The sequence below is a fragment of the Streptomyces sp. A1277 genome (assembly GCF_004795015.1).
In the GTDB taxonomy this organism is placed as follows: Bacteria; Actinomycetota; Actinomycetes; order Streptomycetales; family Streptomycetaceae; genus Streptomyces.
The window spans coordinates 1-13,370 of sequence record NZ_SSBI01000036.1 but is presented as its reverse complement, the minus strand read 5'-3'; the positions used below and the strand labels follow the sequence as shown (position 1 = coordinate 13,370).

The following is a 13,370-nucleotide window of genomic DNA, read 5'->3' as shown; positions in this document are numbered from 1 at the left end:
AGGTCACCCGCGCGCCGCCGCCACCTCCTCCAGGGCGGCTTCCAGCCGGGGCGCGACCTCGTTCCAGGTCCACTCCAGCTGCTCGCCGGACGTACCGCGCGGCACCGTCTCCACCAGCATGATCAGATACAGATACGCCCGGTAGAGCGCGAGCCGCAGCCGCAGCGACCCGTCGAACTCCACCGGCCCGCCCGGCGCCGAACTCCCGTAACCGGCGAGGAAGTCCTTGTCGTCCGCGAGGTCACCGAACAGGGCGAGCGACACGAAGTCGGCGGCCGGGTCGCCCCAGAACATCCGCTCCCCGTCGATGATCCCGCCGACCCGCCGGGCCCCCGGCTCGCCGGTGACCAGGATGTTGCCCTGCCACAGATCGAAGTGGACGAGCGCGGGCCGGGTGACGTCGTCCAGCACGTACGAGGCGGAGCCGAGCAGCGCGCCGATGTCCGCCGCCGTACGGGGCAGCCGCGCCGCGTACCTCCGCGCGTCGGCCAGCACCGCGTCCGTCATCGCGGTGAACGCCTCCCGCCAGGCGGGCGCGAGCGGCCCGAGCGCCCCGGAGGGATAGCCGAACCCGCCCGGCGCGGGCAGACCGTGCAACCGGCCCACCATCCGCCCCAGTTCGGTGCGCAGCCGCGCCTCCTCACCGTCGGCCATGGCCCCGGTCAGCTCGTGCCAGGGCTGCCCGGGGCGCGCGGACATCACCACGTACGCCCCCGGGGGCGCGGCCGGATCGAGCGCGCTGCACACGAGGCCGGGCACGCCGGTCTCCTCGGCGACACCGGCGGCCGCGGAGTAGAACGTCACCTCGTTGACCAGCAGGTCGCGCTCGTACGCCAGGCAGTCCCCGGCGGTGGGCGGCGGGACCTTCACGACCCACTCCCGCCCGTCGGTCAGCGTCACGCGGGTGACGGTGTTGTACGTGCCCCCGGTGAGCGGTTCGCACGAGGCGACCAGCTCAGGCGGTATGCCCGACGAGCCGAGCACATCGGAGAGTACGGAATCGATCGGCACGGCTGACTCCCCCTGAACGGTGTGAGCGAAGTGATCACGACGTCGTCACGATCACGTGCGATGCCCACAGTAAAGGTTTGTCAAACCACAGCATCCTCATAGAGTTGGCTCACCCCCACGACCACGACCCCATTCCGGCCGCGCCGAACCCGGCGTGGCTGTTTCGTGCGGGCGAAACACCTTGAGACAGAAGGACGGGCCATGCGACCCACTGCCATACGCCGTACCGCCGTTGCCGCCACCGTGATGTCCCTGGCCCTGTTCACCGCGGCCTGCGGCTCGGACAGCGACGACAAGGACACCGGCAAGGCGGCGGGTTCCGCTTCGGCCAAGCCCTCGGACAAGGGCGCCGACAAGGACGCGGACCAGGCTTCCGCCAAGGCGCTGTCCGCCGCCGAGCTGGAGAAGGCATCGCTGGCCCAGGGCGACGTCAAGGCCCACAAGATCACCAAGGCCGGCCCGGGCGACTCCGTCGAGGGCAAGGACGTGACCGTGGACAAGGCGGCCTGCGACGTCTTCGCCGATGTGCTGATGGGCGCCAAGGCCGGCTCCCCCGCCGCCTCCACGCAGCGCAAGGTGGTCAGCGAGCCGAAGAAGGGCGCCGACAAGGACAGCGCCGACGCCGAGAAGGCCTTCGAGGCCGCCTTCGACATCACGACGACCCTCGCCACGCTCTCCTCGTACGACGGCAAGGGCGCCGAGGAGGCGCTGACCTCGCTGCGCACCGCCGCGACCGAGTGCGCGTCCGGCTTCACGCTCACCGCCGCCGGGGAGAAGCAGAAGGTCGTCAAGATCGCGGAGGAGCAGGTCAAGGGCGGCGAGGAAGCCGTCGCCTGGACGGTGACGGTGGAGGCGGACGGCGAGAAGAGCGCGCTGAAGCTCATCGAGGTCCGCCAGGGCACCACGCTGGCCTCGCTCACCGCGCTGAACTTCGCCGCCGCGGGCGCCGGCGGCGACTTCGACATGCCGACCGCGGTGATCGACGCCCAGGCCGCCAAGCTGGCCTGACCCGGTATCAGGGGAGCGGGACGAGCCGTACGACGGTGACGGTCAGGACCGAACCGGAGACGTAATAGAGCACGATCGCCCCGGCGACCGTCGCCTCCCGGCGATCGTGCTCCCCCTTGACGGCGGACGACCCGTGCCCGTACGGCTCACACCCCAGGGTGCCCGCCATCTCGTCCCGGAAGGTGTCACCGTCCCGCATCTTGGCCAGGGTGTCGTCGGCGGGCGGCGCATAGGAGATCCGGAAGCTCAAGCGACGCTCCGCCTCTCGGCCTCGTCCTGCGCCAGCCGGTCCAGAATCCGCTCGGCCTCCGGATCGGGCACCGCCTCCAGCATCCAGTGCCGCATCACGGCCTGGATCTCGTCCACGCCGGCCTCGTTGATGGCGCTGTCGAACTCCTCGCGCCGGTCCTCGGGCAGGGCGTCACGGATCGCCGGAATGCTGTTGGGCACCTCGACCTCGGCCCCACCGACAAAGGTCTTCAAAGGCTCACCCATGTCCGCCCTCCCGCTCTTCCCCGCGTGGGGCACAGGGTACGGGGCGGGGTGGCGCGCGTCACTTCCGCCTGCGCCACCACCGGGACGGGGCGGGCGTGGCGGTGGTGGCGTCGGACGGCTGCGGCAGGGCCCGTACGGCAGTTCGTATCCGGTCGAAGGCGGCCACGGGGTGGCACGCCGTAGCGCCTTCGCCTTCGCCGGGCAGCAGCACGCCGAGGCACACGAGCTTGAAGCTGCGGTCCGCCAGGTGGAGCCCGACGAAAACCGGCGCCCCGGCACAGCCTTCGGGTACGTGCCCACCCCATACGAACCCATGGCCGTCGCCGCGTCGCGTGACCTCCCCGATGACCACGGCCTGTTCCCGCTGAGTGCGGTCCGGCCCCACGTCATGGCCCAACGCGTATGCCGGCACCGGGCCGTCGTCGAGCAGCGCGATGTCCTCCGGCTTCGCGGCGATGCCGTCAGTGATCTCGTCGGTCGCCCACGCCCACTTCTTCCGGCGCGCCAGCGCATGCAGGACGGCGGCGGGCAGGACGGAGACGCCGGAGTCACCGAGCGGTGTCCAGCCCTCCCGGAACTGCGGCATCATCAGGGCGTTCGCGCTCATGGGCGTATCCGAGAGCTCGCGCCGTAGACGTATCTCGGCGAGGTCGTACCGGGTCAACGACCCTGCGGGCACGAGGTACTGCGAATACGTCTCGCTGTCATCGTCCTCGGACACGAGATCGTTGAACCAGAATGCCGTCCCGAAGGCATCGCCGCGGTGGGCCTGCTGATACGGCAGCGTTGAGCGGCGGCAGTTGTCGAGGATGGCGTCAATGATGGACCGGTGGTCGGCCGTCTGTTCGGGCACGGAGCTGAACCTAGCGGAGGGCCGAGAGGACGACTCGTTGCCGAAGTGGGCAATCGGCTTGAGCGTCGTGGACTGATGCGAGTCCGCTTCATGCGTCAGACTCCCGCCATGTCCACACGATCTGACATGGCTCTCGAGATCCACCTCGAAGGGATCCTCTTCATCGCTACCGCGGGAACAGTGAGGAGAGCAGTCACCGCGGCTCTGCGCCACATACGGTCCGGAACCGGAGGAAGGTTCGATGGAGTCGCAGCTCCGGCTGCACGCGTTCCCGTACCTCGACACGCGTTCACCGTGACATCAAGCGCGTCACGCCTTGGACGACGGAACGGCTCTTCGCGGGGCGCGCGGGCATGGCGGAGCGGTATCAAGTGATGGTCGACCTGGGCGGCGGCTGCGGCCTCCGGCAAGGCGAGATCCTGGGCGTCGCGGTGGAGGCGATCGACTTCTGTTTGGACACTCTGCACGTCGTCCAGCAACTCAATGCTGCGTGGATGGGCCTCACCCTGTGGGTCGTCATCCCGGTGGCGTTCCCGATCGCGGTTGAGATTCGCATCCGCCGGATCTGAGCGGGACGGCCCAGCCACGGCCCAGGGCAAAAAACGAGCCCCCTACGCGCGGTGAAACCGCAGGTAGGGGGCTTGTTATGGTCGAACTACTTCTTCTTGCCCTGGTTCTTCACGGCCTCGATGGCCGCCTGCGCCGCGTCCGCGTCGAGGTACGTGCCGCCCGGGTTCAGGGGGCGGAAGTCCGCGTCGAGTTCGTAGGTGAGCGGGATGCCCGTGGGGATGTTCAGGCCCGCGATGTCGGCGTCGGAGATGCCGTCGAGGTGCTTGACCAGGGCGCGGAGGCTGTTGCCGTGGGCGGCGACCAGGACCGTGCGGCCGGTCAGGAGGTCGGGGACGATGCTGTCGTACCAGTACGGCAGCATGCGGATGACGACGTCCTTCAGGCACTCCGTGCGCGGGCGCAGCTCCGGCGGGATCGTCGCGTAGCGGGCGTCGTCGCTCTGGGAGAACTCGGTGCCGTCCTCGAGGGCGGGCGGCGGGGTGTCGTACGAGCGGCGCCAGAGCATGAACTGCTCCTCGCCGAACTCGGCGAGCGTCTGGGCCTTGTCCTTGCCCTGGAGGGCGCCGTAGTGGCGCTCGTTCAGGCGCCAGGAGCGGTGGACGGGGATCCAGTGGCGGTCCGCGGCTTCCAGCGCGAGCTGGGCGGTGCGGATGGCGCGCTTCTGGAGGGAGGTGTGCAGCACATCGGGGAGCAGGCCGGCGTCCTTCAGCAGCTCACCGCCGCGGACCGCCTCCTTCTCGCCCTTCTCGGTGAGGTTGACGTCCACCCAACCGGTGAACAGGTTCTTCGCGTTCCATTCGCTCTCGCCGTGGCGGAGGAGGATCAGCTTGTACGGTGCGTCGGCCATGGGTCCGAGCGTAATCGAACCAGTCAGGGCCGTGCGCGACCGGTCATAGAGCGGACAGGGGGCGGGGCGGGGGCGCGGGGCGCCGGTTCTCGTTTGACGACTGGTGTCAATTGGGTGGCAGGGGAACCTTCGTGCTTCGTAATGTTCGGAGCGTCAATGGGCCACTTACCGTTTCGGCCCGGTCCCGACACCGTCCGTACGTCCTTGGGGGGAACCCGTATGTCTGCCGCCGCCGGTCTCGGACGGGCCACCCGGGCCACCCGGGAAACGGTCTCCGGTCTCCCCAGGGAGTTCTGGTGGCTGTGGACCAGCACCCTGGTCAACCGCCTCGGGGCGTTCGTCGCCACCTTCATGGCCCTGTACCTGACCATGGAGCGCGGCTACTCCGCCTCGTACGCCGGTCTCGTCGCCGCCCTGCACGGGCTCGGCGGGGTCGTGTCCTCGCTCGGGGCCGGGGTGATGACGGACCGGCTCGGGCGGCGGCCCACCATGCTCGCCGCCCAGGTCTCCACCGCCGTGTCGGTCGCCGTGCTCGGGTTCATGGTCCACCCGGTCGCCATCGCCGCCGTCGCCTTCCTCGTCGGCATGGCGAGCAACGCCTCGCGCCCGGCGGTCCAGGCGATGATCGCCGACATCGTCCCCGCCGAGGACCGGGTGCGGGCCTTCTCGCTCAACTACTGGGCCGTCAACCTCGGTTTCGCCGTCTCGTCAGCCGGGGCCGGGTTCGTCGCCGAGTACAGCTACCTCGCCGGCTTCATCGGCGAGGCGGCGATGACCCTGATCTGTGCCGTCGTCGTCTTCCTGAAGGTGCCCGAGTCCCGGCCGCGGGAGGCCGCGGCGACCGGTGCGGTCGCCGGTGCGCCGTCCGGCGACGGCGTACGGCTGTCCACCGTGCTGCGCGACGGGCGGTTCATGGGCGTCGTCGGGCTGTCCTTCGTGATCGCGCTGATCTTCCAGCAGGGTTATGTGGGCCTGCCGGTCGCCATGGGCGCCGACGGGTTCAGCAGCTCCGACTTCGGCACGGCGGTCGCGGTCAACGGCGTGCTCATCGTCGCGCTCCAGATCCCCGTCACCCGGTTCATCCAGAGCCGCGACCCGCGCCGGCTGCTCCTCGCGTCCTCGCTGCTGGCCGGATACGGATTCGGACTGACCGCCTTCGCGGGCTCCGTCGGCCTGTACGCGCTGACCATCTGCGTGTGGACCGTCGGCGAGATCATCAACGCGCCGGTGCAGAACGGCCTGGTCGTCCAGCTGTCGCCCGCCCACGGCCGGGGGCGCTACCAGGGCATGTACACCTTGTCCTGGGCGGCCGCCGCGCTCGTCGCGCCGCTGATGTCCGGTGTGGTCATCGACCACTTCGGCGCCGGGTGGCTGTGGGGGACCTGCGCGCTGCTGGGCACCGCCGCCGCCTTCGGGTACTGGCTGCTCATGCGCAACCTGCCGGCCGGGGGTGCGACGGTCGCGGAGAGCTTCGACCCCGCCAAGGCCACCGTCGCGGTCCCGCCCGCCGTCGAACAGGCCGGCTGAGGCCGTACGGGGGCGGCCGCCCGTCTCCCGTACGGCCTCGGCCGGCAGCCCGTCAGCCCGAGCAGCCCCCGCACTGGCACGGCGCTCCGGACTGGCAGCCGCACCCGCAGCCCGAGCCGCAGCCGCAGGCACCGAGGACGGTCAGGTGCACCACCTCGGCGGGGACCTCCTGCTCGGGGTCGGTCATGGGGGAATCGGCCATGGTTCCTCCTCAAGGCGTACGACAGGGCCGCACGCCCGCACGGGGCCCGCGACCGGGGCGTACGGACAGGTCGTACCGCCCCGCCCCATTGCATGCCCACCCGGACGGGCGCATCAACGGCGCACATGCGCAGGAACGTGTGTGCGAGCCGTGCGCGCGGGCGTGCGCCCCGGCCTTCCCGCGCCCCGGCCTTCCCGCGCCCCGGCCTTCCCGCGCCCCGGCCTTCCCGCGCCCCGGCCTTCCCGCGCCCCGACTCCCCGTGCCCCGGCCTTCCCGTGCCGCCCCCGGCCCTTACGCGCCCTCCACCGGCACCGGCTGCTGGATCTCGTCCGCGTGCTCGCCCGTCACCAGGTAGACCACCCGCTTGGCCACCGACACCGCGTGGTCGGCGAACCGCTCGTAGTAGCGGCCCAGCAGCGTCACGTCGACGGCCGTCTCGATGCCGTGCTTCCAGCGGTCGTCCATCAGGTGCTGGAACAGCGTGCGGTGCAGCAGGTCCATCTCGTCGTCGTCCTGCTCCAGCTGGAGCGCCAGGTCGACGTCCTTCGTGATGATCACCTCGGCGGCCTTCGCCATCAGCCGCTGCGCGAGCTGGCCCATCTCCAGGATGGTGGCGTGCAGGTCGTGCGGGACCGCCGACTGCGGGAAGCGGAGCCGGGCCAGCTTGGCGACGTGCTGGGCGAGGTCGCCCGAGCGCTCCAGGTCGGCGCTCATCCGCAGCGAGGTCACCACGATCCGCAGATCGGTCGCCACCGGCTGCTGGCGGGCCAGCAGCGCGATGGCCCGGGCCTCCAGGTCGTGCTGGAGGTCGTCCACCTTCTGGTCCGCGGCGATCACCGACTCCGCGAGCTTGAGATCGGCGTCGAGCATGGACGTCGTGGCCCGGCCTATCGCCGACCCGACGAGCCGGGCCATCTCGACCAGCCCCTCTCCGATCGAGTCGAGTTCCTCGTGGTACGCGTCACGCATGGGATGTCCCTCTCCAGTCCTGAACCGGGCCGGGGGTGGGCCGTGTACCGGCTGCGAAGCCCGCTGGGGAGCCGGCGCCCAACCCCACGACGCCACCGTGACGGCCGTACGCGTCGGATTCCGACCGGCCAAGTGAACCGGTGCTTGCCCCTCGGTGAACTCTGGGCGACGAGTGTCCGAGGAGGCCCCCGCACCGCTGGGAGAGAGTCCGAGGTGCCGCATAACCTGGAGACATGGACGTGAACGCGGCGGTCGCCGCAGCTGCCGCGATCGCCGGTGTCGGTACCGGTGTGATCGCCATGCTGGCGTTCCGCTGGAGCGAACGCGACCAGAAGAAGCCGACGCGCACCTCCCTGCGGCCCGACAGCAACGCCCCGCTGCCGCCCGGCGTCGACACGGTCCTGTCCGTGCTCAGCTCCTCCGCCGTCGTGCTGGACGAGAGCGACAGCGTCGTCAAGGCCAGCTCCGCCGCGTACGCGCTGGGACTGGTGCGCGGCGGCCGCCTGGCGGTCGAGCCGATGCTGAACATGGCGCGGGACACCCGCCGCGACGGGGAGATACGCCAGGTCGAACTGGACCTCCCGCGCCGCGGCACGGGCCGCGGCGAGGCGCTGGCCGTCTCCGCCCGGGTCGCCCCGCTCGGCTCCCGCCTGGTGCTGCTGCTGGTCGAGGACCTCACCGAGGCCCGCCGCATCGAAGCGGTCCGGCGCGACTTCGTCGCCAACGTCAGCCATGAGCTCAAGACGCCGACCGGCGCCCTGTCCCTGCTCTCGGAGGCCGTGCTCGACGCCTCGGACGACCAGGAGGCGGTGGAGCACTTCGCCCGCCGCATGCAGATCGAGGCGACCCGGCTCACCAACCTCGTCCAGGAGCTGATCGACCTCTCCCGGGTGCAGAACGACGACCCGCTGGAGGACGCCGAACCGGTCCGCGTGGACGAACTCGTCGCCGAGGCCATCGACCGCTGCCGGCAGCAGGCCGGCTCCAAGCAGATCACCATGGCCGCCGGCGGCGCCGCCGACCTGCGGATATGGGGCAACCGGGGCCAGCTCGCCGCCGCGCTGGGCAACCTCGTCGAGAACGCCGTCAACTACAGCCCCGCCCGCACCCGCGTCGGCATCGCCGCCCGCCGCGTCGTCGTCACCGGCGGGGACGAGATCGAGATCGCCGTGACCGACCAGGGCATCGGCATCTCCGAGAAGGACCGGGAACGGGTCTTCGAACGCTTCTACCGCGTCGACCCGGCCCGCTCGCGCGCCACCGGTGGCACCGGCCTCGGCCTCGCCATCGTCAAGCACGTGGCCGCCTCGCACGGTGGGGAGGTCACCGTGTGGAGCTCGGAGGGACAGGGCTCCACCTTCACCCTGCGGCTGCCCGAAGCGGGCTCCGCACGGGACCGGGACCGCCCCTCGGGCGGCCCGCTCATCGTCAACGGCGACGGGGCGTCCGGTCCGGACGCCGCACCCGACACTTATGAACCATTCCCTGCCCCGGAGGCCCTTCCGTGACCCGAGTGCTTGTCGTCGAGGATGAGGAATCCTTCAGCGACGTCCTGTCCTACATGCTCCGCAAGGAAGGCTTCGAGGTCGCCATCGCGACCACCGGACCCGACGGCCTGGACGAGTTCGAGCGCAACGGCGCCGACCTCGTGCTCCTCGACCTGATGCTGCCCGGACTGCCCGGCACCGAGGTCTGCCGGCAGCTGCGCAGCAGGTCCAACGTCCCCGTGATCATGGTCACCGCCAAGGACAGCGAGATCGACAAGGTCGTCGGCCTGGAGATAGGGGCCGACGACTACGTCACCAAGCCCTTCTCCTCGCGCGAGCTCGTCGCCCGCATCCGCGCCGTGCTGCGCCGCCGCGGGGAGCCCGAGGAGGTCACCCCGGCCGCCCTGGAGGCGGGCCCGGTCCGCATGGACGTGGACCGCCACGTCGTCACCGTCTCGGGCGCCAAGGTCGACCTGCCGCTCAAGGAGTTCGACCTCCTGGAGATGCTGCTGCGCAACGCGGGCCGGGTGCTCACCCGGATGCAGCTGATCGACCGGGTCTGGGGCGCGGACTACGTGGGCGACACCAAGACCCTCGACGTCCACGTCAAACGCCTGCGCGCCAAGATCGAGCCCGACCCGGGCGCCCCCCGGTTCCTGGTGACGGTGCGCGGCCTGGGCTACAAGTTCGAGCCGTAGGCCGGCCCACGCCGCACACATGGCTGAGGCGCCTCCCCGCAGCGGGGAAGGCGCCTCAGCCACGTGTCCTACGGGCGTGCCGCTCAGCCGGGCTGCTCGGACTCGGACGCCGAGCCGGTGGTCTCGGAGGCGGAACCGGACGGCGTCTCGGACGCGGAACCGGACGGCGTCTCGGACGCGGACGCGGAGCTGGAAGGCGTCTTCGACGCCTCGGGCAGCGCGCTGGGGCCGAACTCCTTGAAGTAGCTGCTCGCCGGGACGACGGACGCGCCGAGCGAGAGTTCGCCGGTCCGGCTGAACTTGAAGACCAGCGGCTGCACGTTGCCGTTCTTCGTGGCCTCGTCGCCGTTCTCGATCACGGCGGAGGCGTTGCCCTTGCCGCCGAGGACGACCCGGCCGCCGGCCGGGACGACGACCGGACCCGAGCCCTTGGCGGCGTGCAGGGCCACGGAGCCGCTGCTGCCCGTCAGGGTGATGGAGTCCAGGGTCTCCGCCTTGGTGCCGGTGTTGAACACCGTGGCGGAGACGACCGCCGGGCCCTTGGCGTCGCGCTCGGGCTGGGTGATGACGTTGACGTTCTGGATCTTGATGTCGCCGGACGAGGTGGCGGCGTTGTCCGGCCTGACTTCGAGCGTCTGCGCGTCCTTGCCCGCACCGCATGCGGTGAGCGCGGCGAGGGAGAACGCGATGGCAGTGGCGGCGAGGGCGCCGTGTCGAAGGCTGCGGCTCACGGCGGCGGCAACTCCTTGAACGAGCGGACGGGTACGGACGGGTCGGGCGAGCGGTGTAAAGCCGCCCTAAGGGTCTGTCAGCCGTCAGGTTACCGAGCCCCCCTCGCCGCCCCGCACCCGACCCGCCCCTGACGGGCGCCGGGATCACCGGCCGGAGCGTGCGCGCACATTCGCAGGGCCTACACATAACGCGCTTGATCAATTTCGCCCGGCGTTCGCCCGGCCGCTTCCGGGGCTGTTCACGGACGGTGGCGCATTCCTTGCGCATAATCCGCGCCGCGCCGCACGTTGATCAATTTCATTGGCCATCGGCACTTACCGCCGTACGAGTGATCCATCACCGAACGGAGTACGGAAAGTTCACCAACCGGAACCAGACAAAACGGGACGTTCGGCCCCTTCGGAGCGAGTCGGAGTGCGTGTAACGTCCGCGTTTCTCCGTCCCCGTACAGCCGCTCCGACCTGCGAATACCGTCTTCCGGAGGCCGTCCGCAGCACGTCCGTGTCGCAGTTGTCAAGCCCCGAGATATGCCCTGACCTGCGAAAACGCCATTCAGGAGAAGCGATTCTCGTGTTACGCTTGATAGCCACGGAAGGGGTACCTGTCACATGACGTTCAAGGTTGGCGACACCGTGGTCTATCCCCATCACGGGGCCGCGCTGATCGAGGCTATCGAAACTCGCCAGATCAAAGGCGTGGACAAGACCTACTTGGTGCTCAAGGTCGCTCAGGGCGACTTGACGGTGCGTGTGCCGGCGGACAATGCGGAGTTCGTGGGTGTGCGTGACGTAGTCGGGCAGGAAGGGCTGGACCGCGTCTTCGAGGTGCTGCGCGCACCGTATGCCGAGGAGCCGACGAACTGGTCCCGGCGCTACAAGGCAAATCTCGAGAAGCTCGCATCCGGCGATGTCATCAAGGTCGCCGAAGTGGTTCGCGACCTGTGGCGTCGTGAGCGTGAGCGCGGACTCTCCGCAGGTGAGAAGCGCATGCTCGCCAAGGCGCGGCAGATCCTGGTGAGCGAGCTCGCCCTCGCGGAGAACACCAACGAGGACAAGGCCGAGGCTCTCCTCGACGAGGTCCTCGCGTCCTGAACCGGACAGTGCCGGTCGTAGCGGCCGGATCGCACCGGCCGTAGCAGATATGCCGCGGTGCCCGCTGACCAGCCGTATTCACGGTGTGTGTCGTCGGGCGCTGCGGCATGTCCGGATCGGAAAGCCTTATCCGGGTCATCCGGGCAGGAGGAAACAGCGAATTCCAGCCAGTTGCCGTCCGGCCGCTTATCAGTTCCAGTCACTTCCGGTCGGATTCCGGCTCTGTCCGGTTCCATCCGGGCGCCTGCCGATGATCCGCCGACAGGGGTCCTTGGTACGTTGCTCGCGATCTTGCGAAGCCGGCGGGTGAGGCCGATCCCGAGCGGCCGGCGCACGTCCCGACCCGCCCGGGGTCACGGAAAGGGTCCCGGTCGAGTCATGACGCCGGCGCCCGGCTCGCTTCTGGCCATACCCACGTCGGCCGTGGACACAAACATGCCGAAGCCTCGGAGTGCAACCGATGTCTGAACAACCGCGTCCTTACCGCACGGCCGCCGTGATCCCCGCGGCCGGCCGCGGCGTACGACTCGGCCCCGGCGCCCCGAAGGCGCTGCGCGCGCTCAACGGGACGCCCATGCTCATCCACGCCGTACGGGCCATGGCGGCCTCCCGCCACGTCTCCCTCGTCGTGGTCGTCGCCCCGCCCGACGGCGCCCCCGAGGTCCGCAACCTCCTCGACGAGCACGCCCTGCCCGAACGCACCGACTTCGTCGTCGTGCCCGGCGGCGAGACCCGTCAGGAATCGGTCAAACGCGGGCTCGACGCGCTCCCGGACTCCATCTCCGCCGTCCTCGTGCATGACGCGGCGCGCCCGCTCGTCCCCGTCGACACGGTCGACGCCGTCGTGGACGCGGTACGCGAGGGCGCGCCCGCCGTCGTCCCCGCCCTCCCGCTCGCCGACACCGTCAAGGAGGTCGAGCCCGGGGCGCCCGGAGCGCCCGAGCCCGTCCTCTCCACCCCGGTCCGCGCCCGGCTCAGGGCCGTGCAGACCCCCCAGGGCTTCGATCGCGACACCCTCGTCCGCGCCCACGAGCAGGTCGCCGTCAGCGGTGAGGGCGCCACCGACGACGCCGGCATGGTCGAACAGCTCGGCGCGCCCGTCGTCGTCGTACCCGGACACGAAGAGGCGTTCAAGGTGACCCGGCCCCTGGACCTCGTCCTGGCCGAAGCGGTACTCGCACGCAGGAGGGCCAACGATGGCTTCTGAGACCCCCGGGCCCGCCCAGGACCCCGGGCCCGCCCGGGCCCCCGCGCCCGTCATCCCGCTCGTCGGCATCGGCACGGACATCCACGCCTTCGAGGAGGGCCGCGAGCTGTGGTGCGCGGGCCTGCGCTGGGACGGTGAGGGCCCCGGCCTCGCCGGCCACTCCGACGCCGACGTCGTCGCCCACGCCGCGTGCAACGCCCTCTTCTCCGCCGCCGGCCTCGGCGACCTCGGGCAGCACTTCGGGACCGGGCGCCCCGAGTGGTCCGGTGCCTCCGGTGTCACCCTGCTCACCGAGGCCGCCCGCATCGTCCGTGCGGCGGGCTTCGAGATCGGCAACGTGGCCGTCCAGGTCGTCGGCGTACGGCCCAAGATCGGCAAGCGGCGCGACGAGGCCCAGCGGGTCCTGGCCGCCGCCGTGGGCGCCCCCGTCTCGCTGTCCGCCGCCACCTCCGACGGGCTCGGCTTCACCGGCCGGGGCGAGGGCATCGCCGGCCTCGCGACCGCCCTGGTGTACCGCACCGGCTAACCCGCCGCGCCGACCGACCCGCCGCACCGCATCGGCTGACCCGTCGCGCCGACCGGCCCGTCACACCGACCGACCCGCCGCGCCGCATCGGCTGACCCGTCGCGCCGACCGGCCCGTCGCGCCGACCGGCCCGTCGCGCCGACCGGC

At 70.9% G+C, this 13,370-nt stretch carries 15 protein-coding genes and 1 pseudogene; 8 read left to right on the top strand and 8 right to left on the bottom strand.

Annotated features, from left to right (window positions below; all coding sequences use genetic code 11):
* Nucleotides 1-3 precede the first annotated feature (3 nt).
* Nucleotides 4-1,011 carry an aminoglycoside phosphotransferase family protein gene (locus E6R18_RS22705; protein WP_136318747.1) on the bottom strand — a complete coding sequence of 336 codons (1,008 nt, stop codon included), beginning with the start codon at nt 1,009-1,011 and terminating at the stop codon, nt 4-6.
* Between the two features lie 201 nt (nt 1,012-1,212).
* Here E6R18_RS22705 and E6R18_RS22700 point away from each other — a divergent pair, with 201 nt between their 5' ends.
* Entirely contained in the window at nt 1,213-2,019 is an 807-nt protein-coding gene (locus E6R18_RS22700; protein WP_136318746.1) for a hypothetical protein, read from the top strand.
* Nucleotides 2,020-2,026: 7 nt separating this feature from the next.
* On the opposite strand, the gene E6R18_RS22695 is transcribed toward E6R18_RS22700, so the two are convergent.
* The 3 genes from E6R18_RS22695 to E6R18_RS22685 are packed head-to-tail and all read right to left on the bottom strand — an operon-like array spanning nt 2,027 to nt 3,511.
* A complete protein-coding gene (locus tag E6R18_RS22695) occupies nt 2,027-2,269 on the bottom strand; it encodes a hypothetical protein (RefSeq protein ID WP_136318745.1) in 243 nt (80 codons plus the stop codon).
* Nucleotides 2,266-2,514, bottom strand: coding sequence for a hypothetical protein (locus tag E6R18_RS22690; RefSeq protein WP_136318744.1), 249 nt, complete (start codon nt 2,512-2,514; stop codon nt 2,266-2,268). The genes E6R18_RS22695 and E6R18_RS22690 overlap by 4 nt, the downstream gene beginning before the upstream one ends.
* Nucleotides 2,515-2,572: 58 nt before the next feature.
* Nucleotides 2,573-3,511, bottom strand: a complete 939-nt coding sequence (locus E6R18_RS22685) for a hypothetical protein (RefSeq protein WP_240799824.1) — start codon at nt 3,509-3,511, stop codon at nt 2,573-2,575.
* Between the two features lie 158 nt (nt 3,512-3,669).
* On the opposite strand from E6R18_RS22685, the pseudogene E6R18_RS22680 reads away from it, so the two are divergent.
* A pseudogene (locus tag E6R18_RS22680) lies at nt 3,670-3,849 on the top strand (site-specific integrase); the annotation flags it as partial.
* Nucleotides 3,850-4,022: 173 nt separating this feature from the next.
* Here E6R18_RS22680 and E6R18_RS22675 read toward each other — a convergent pair.
* Nucleotides 4,023-4,784, bottom strand: coding sequence for a phosphoglyceromutase (locus E6R18_RS22675; protein WP_136318742.1), 762 nt, complete (start codon nt 4,782-4,784; stop codon nt 4,023-4,025).
* 219 nt (nt 4,785-5,003) lie between these two features.
* On the opposite strand from E6R18_RS22675, the gene E6R18_RS22670 reads away from it, so the two are divergent.
* Nucleotides 5,004-6,311: an MFS transporter gene (locus E6R18_RS22670; RefSeq protein WP_136318741.1), complete on the top strand. Its 1,308-nt coding sequence runs from the start codon at nt 5,004-5,006 to the stop codon at nt 6,309-6,311.
* A 52-nt stretch (nt 6,312-6,363) separates the two neighbouring features.
* Here the strand turns inward: E6R18_RS22670 and E6R18_RS34125 are convergent, their stop codons facing one another.
* Nucleotides 6,364-6,513, bottom strand: coding sequence for a hypothetical protein (locus E6R18_RS34125; protein WP_168712411.1), 150 nt, complete (start codon nt 6,511-6,513; stop codon nt 6,364-6,366).
* Nucleotides 6,514-6,804: 291 nt separating this feature from the next.
* A complete protein-coding gene (phoU, locus tag E6R18_RS22665) occupies nt 6,805-7,482 on the bottom strand; it encodes a phosphate signaling complex protein PhoU (protein WP_018553681.1) in 678 nt (225 codons plus the stop codon).
* Between the two features lie 233 nt (nt 7,483-7,715).
* Here phoU and E6R18_RS22660 point away from each other — a divergent pair, with 233 nt between their 5' ends.
* Both E6R18_RS22660 and E6R18_RS22655 read left to right on the top strand, forming a co-directional pair.
* Nucleotides 7,716-8,990: an ATP-binding protein gene (locus tag E6R18_RS22660; protein ID WP_136318740.1), complete on the top strand. Its 1,275-nt coding sequence runs from the start codon at nt 7,716-7,718 to the stop codon at nt 8,988-8,990.
* A complete protein-coding gene (locus E6R18_RS22655) occupies nt 8,987-9,667 on the top strand; it encodes a response regulator transcription factor (protein ID WP_136318739.1) in 681 nt (226 codons plus the stop codon). The genes E6R18_RS22660 and E6R18_RS22655 overlap by 4 nt, the downstream gene beginning before the upstream one ends.
* An 83-nt stretch (nt 9,668-9,750) precedes the next feature.
* Here the strand turns inward: E6R18_RS22655 and E6R18_RS22650 are convergent, their stop codons facing one another.
* Nucleotides 9,751-10,398, bottom strand: a complete 648-nt coding sequence (locus E6R18_RS22650) for a copper chaperone PCu(A)C (protein ID WP_136318738.1) — start codon at nt 10,396-10,398, stop codon at nt 9,751-9,753.
* 609 nt (nt 10,399-11,007) lie between these two features.
* On the opposite strand from E6R18_RS22650, the gene E6R18_RS22640 reads away from it, so the two are divergent.
* From E6R18_RS22640 to ispF, 3 genes are all read left to right on the top strand, one after another.
* The gene (locus E6R18_RS22640) at nt 11,008-11,490 is read left to right on the top strand and encodes a CarD family transcriptional regulator (protein WP_006380568.1); all 483 of its coding nucleotides are present in this window, start codon (nt 11,008-11,010) and stop codon (nt 11,488-11,490) included.
* A gap of 460 nt (nt 11,491-11,950) precedes the next feature.
* Nucleotides 11,951-12,697: a 2-C-methyl-D-erythritol 4-phosphate cytidylyltransferase gene (gene ispD, locus E6R18_RS22635; RefSeq protein WP_136318737.1), complete on the top strand. Its 747-nt coding sequence runs from the start codon at nt 11,951-11,953 to the stop codon at nt 12,695-12,697.
* Nucleotides 12,687-13,223 (top strand): 2-C-methyl-D-erythritol 2,4-cyclodiphosphate synthase, encoded by a 537-nt coding sequence (gene ispF / locus E6R18_RS22630; protein ID WP_136318736.1) that lies wholly within the window; start codon nt 12,687-12,689, stop codon nt 13,221-13,223. Before ispD ends, ispF begins: the two co-directional genes overlap by 11 nt.
* Nucleotides 13,224-13,370 lie beyond the last annotated feature (147 nt).

Excerpts from the sequence above, each read along its gene's own strand:
- E6R18_RS22700 (WP_136318746.1), top strand. The coding sequence starts at position 1,213 with ATGCGACCCACTGCCATACGCCGTACCGCCGTTGCCGCCACCGTGATG.
- E6R18_RS22690 (WP_136318744.1), bottom strand. The coding sequence starts at position 2,514 with ATGGGTGAGCCTTTGAAGACCTTTGTCGGTGGGGCCGAGGTCGAGGTG.
- E6R18_RS22675 (WP_136318742.1), bottom strand. The coding sequence starts at position 4,784 with ATGGCCGACGCACCGTACAAGCTGATCCTCCTCCGCCACGGCGAGAGC.
- E6R18_RS22670 (WP_136318741.1), top strand. The coding sequence starts at position 5,004 with ATGTCTGCCGCCGCCGGTCTCGGACGGGCCACCCGGGCCACCCGGGAA.
- E6R18_RS34125 (WP_168712411.1), bottom strand. The coding sequence starts at position 6,513 with ATGGCCGATTCCCCCATGACCGACCCCGAGCAGGAGGTCCCCGCCGAG.
- phoU (WP_018553681.1), bottom strand. The coding sequence starts at position 7,482 with ATGCGTGACGCGTACCACGAGGAACTCGACTCGATCGGAGAGGGGCTG.
- E6R18_RS22660 (WP_136318740.1), top strand. The coding sequence starts at position 7,716 with ATGGACGTGAACGCGGCGGTCGCCGCAGCTGCCGCGATCGCCGGTGTC.
- E6R18_RS22640 (WP_006380568.1), top strand. The coding sequence starts at position 11,008 with ATGACGTTCAAGGTTGGCGACACCGTGGTCTATCCCCATCACGGGGCC.
- ispD (WP_136318737.1), top strand. The coding sequence starts at position 11,951 with ATGTCTGAACAACCGCGTCCTTACCGCACGGCCGCCGTGATCCCCGCG.
- ispF (WP_136318736.1), top strand. The coding sequence starts at position 12,687 with ATGGCTTCTGAGACCCCCGGGCCCGCCCAGGACCCCGGGCCCGCCCGG.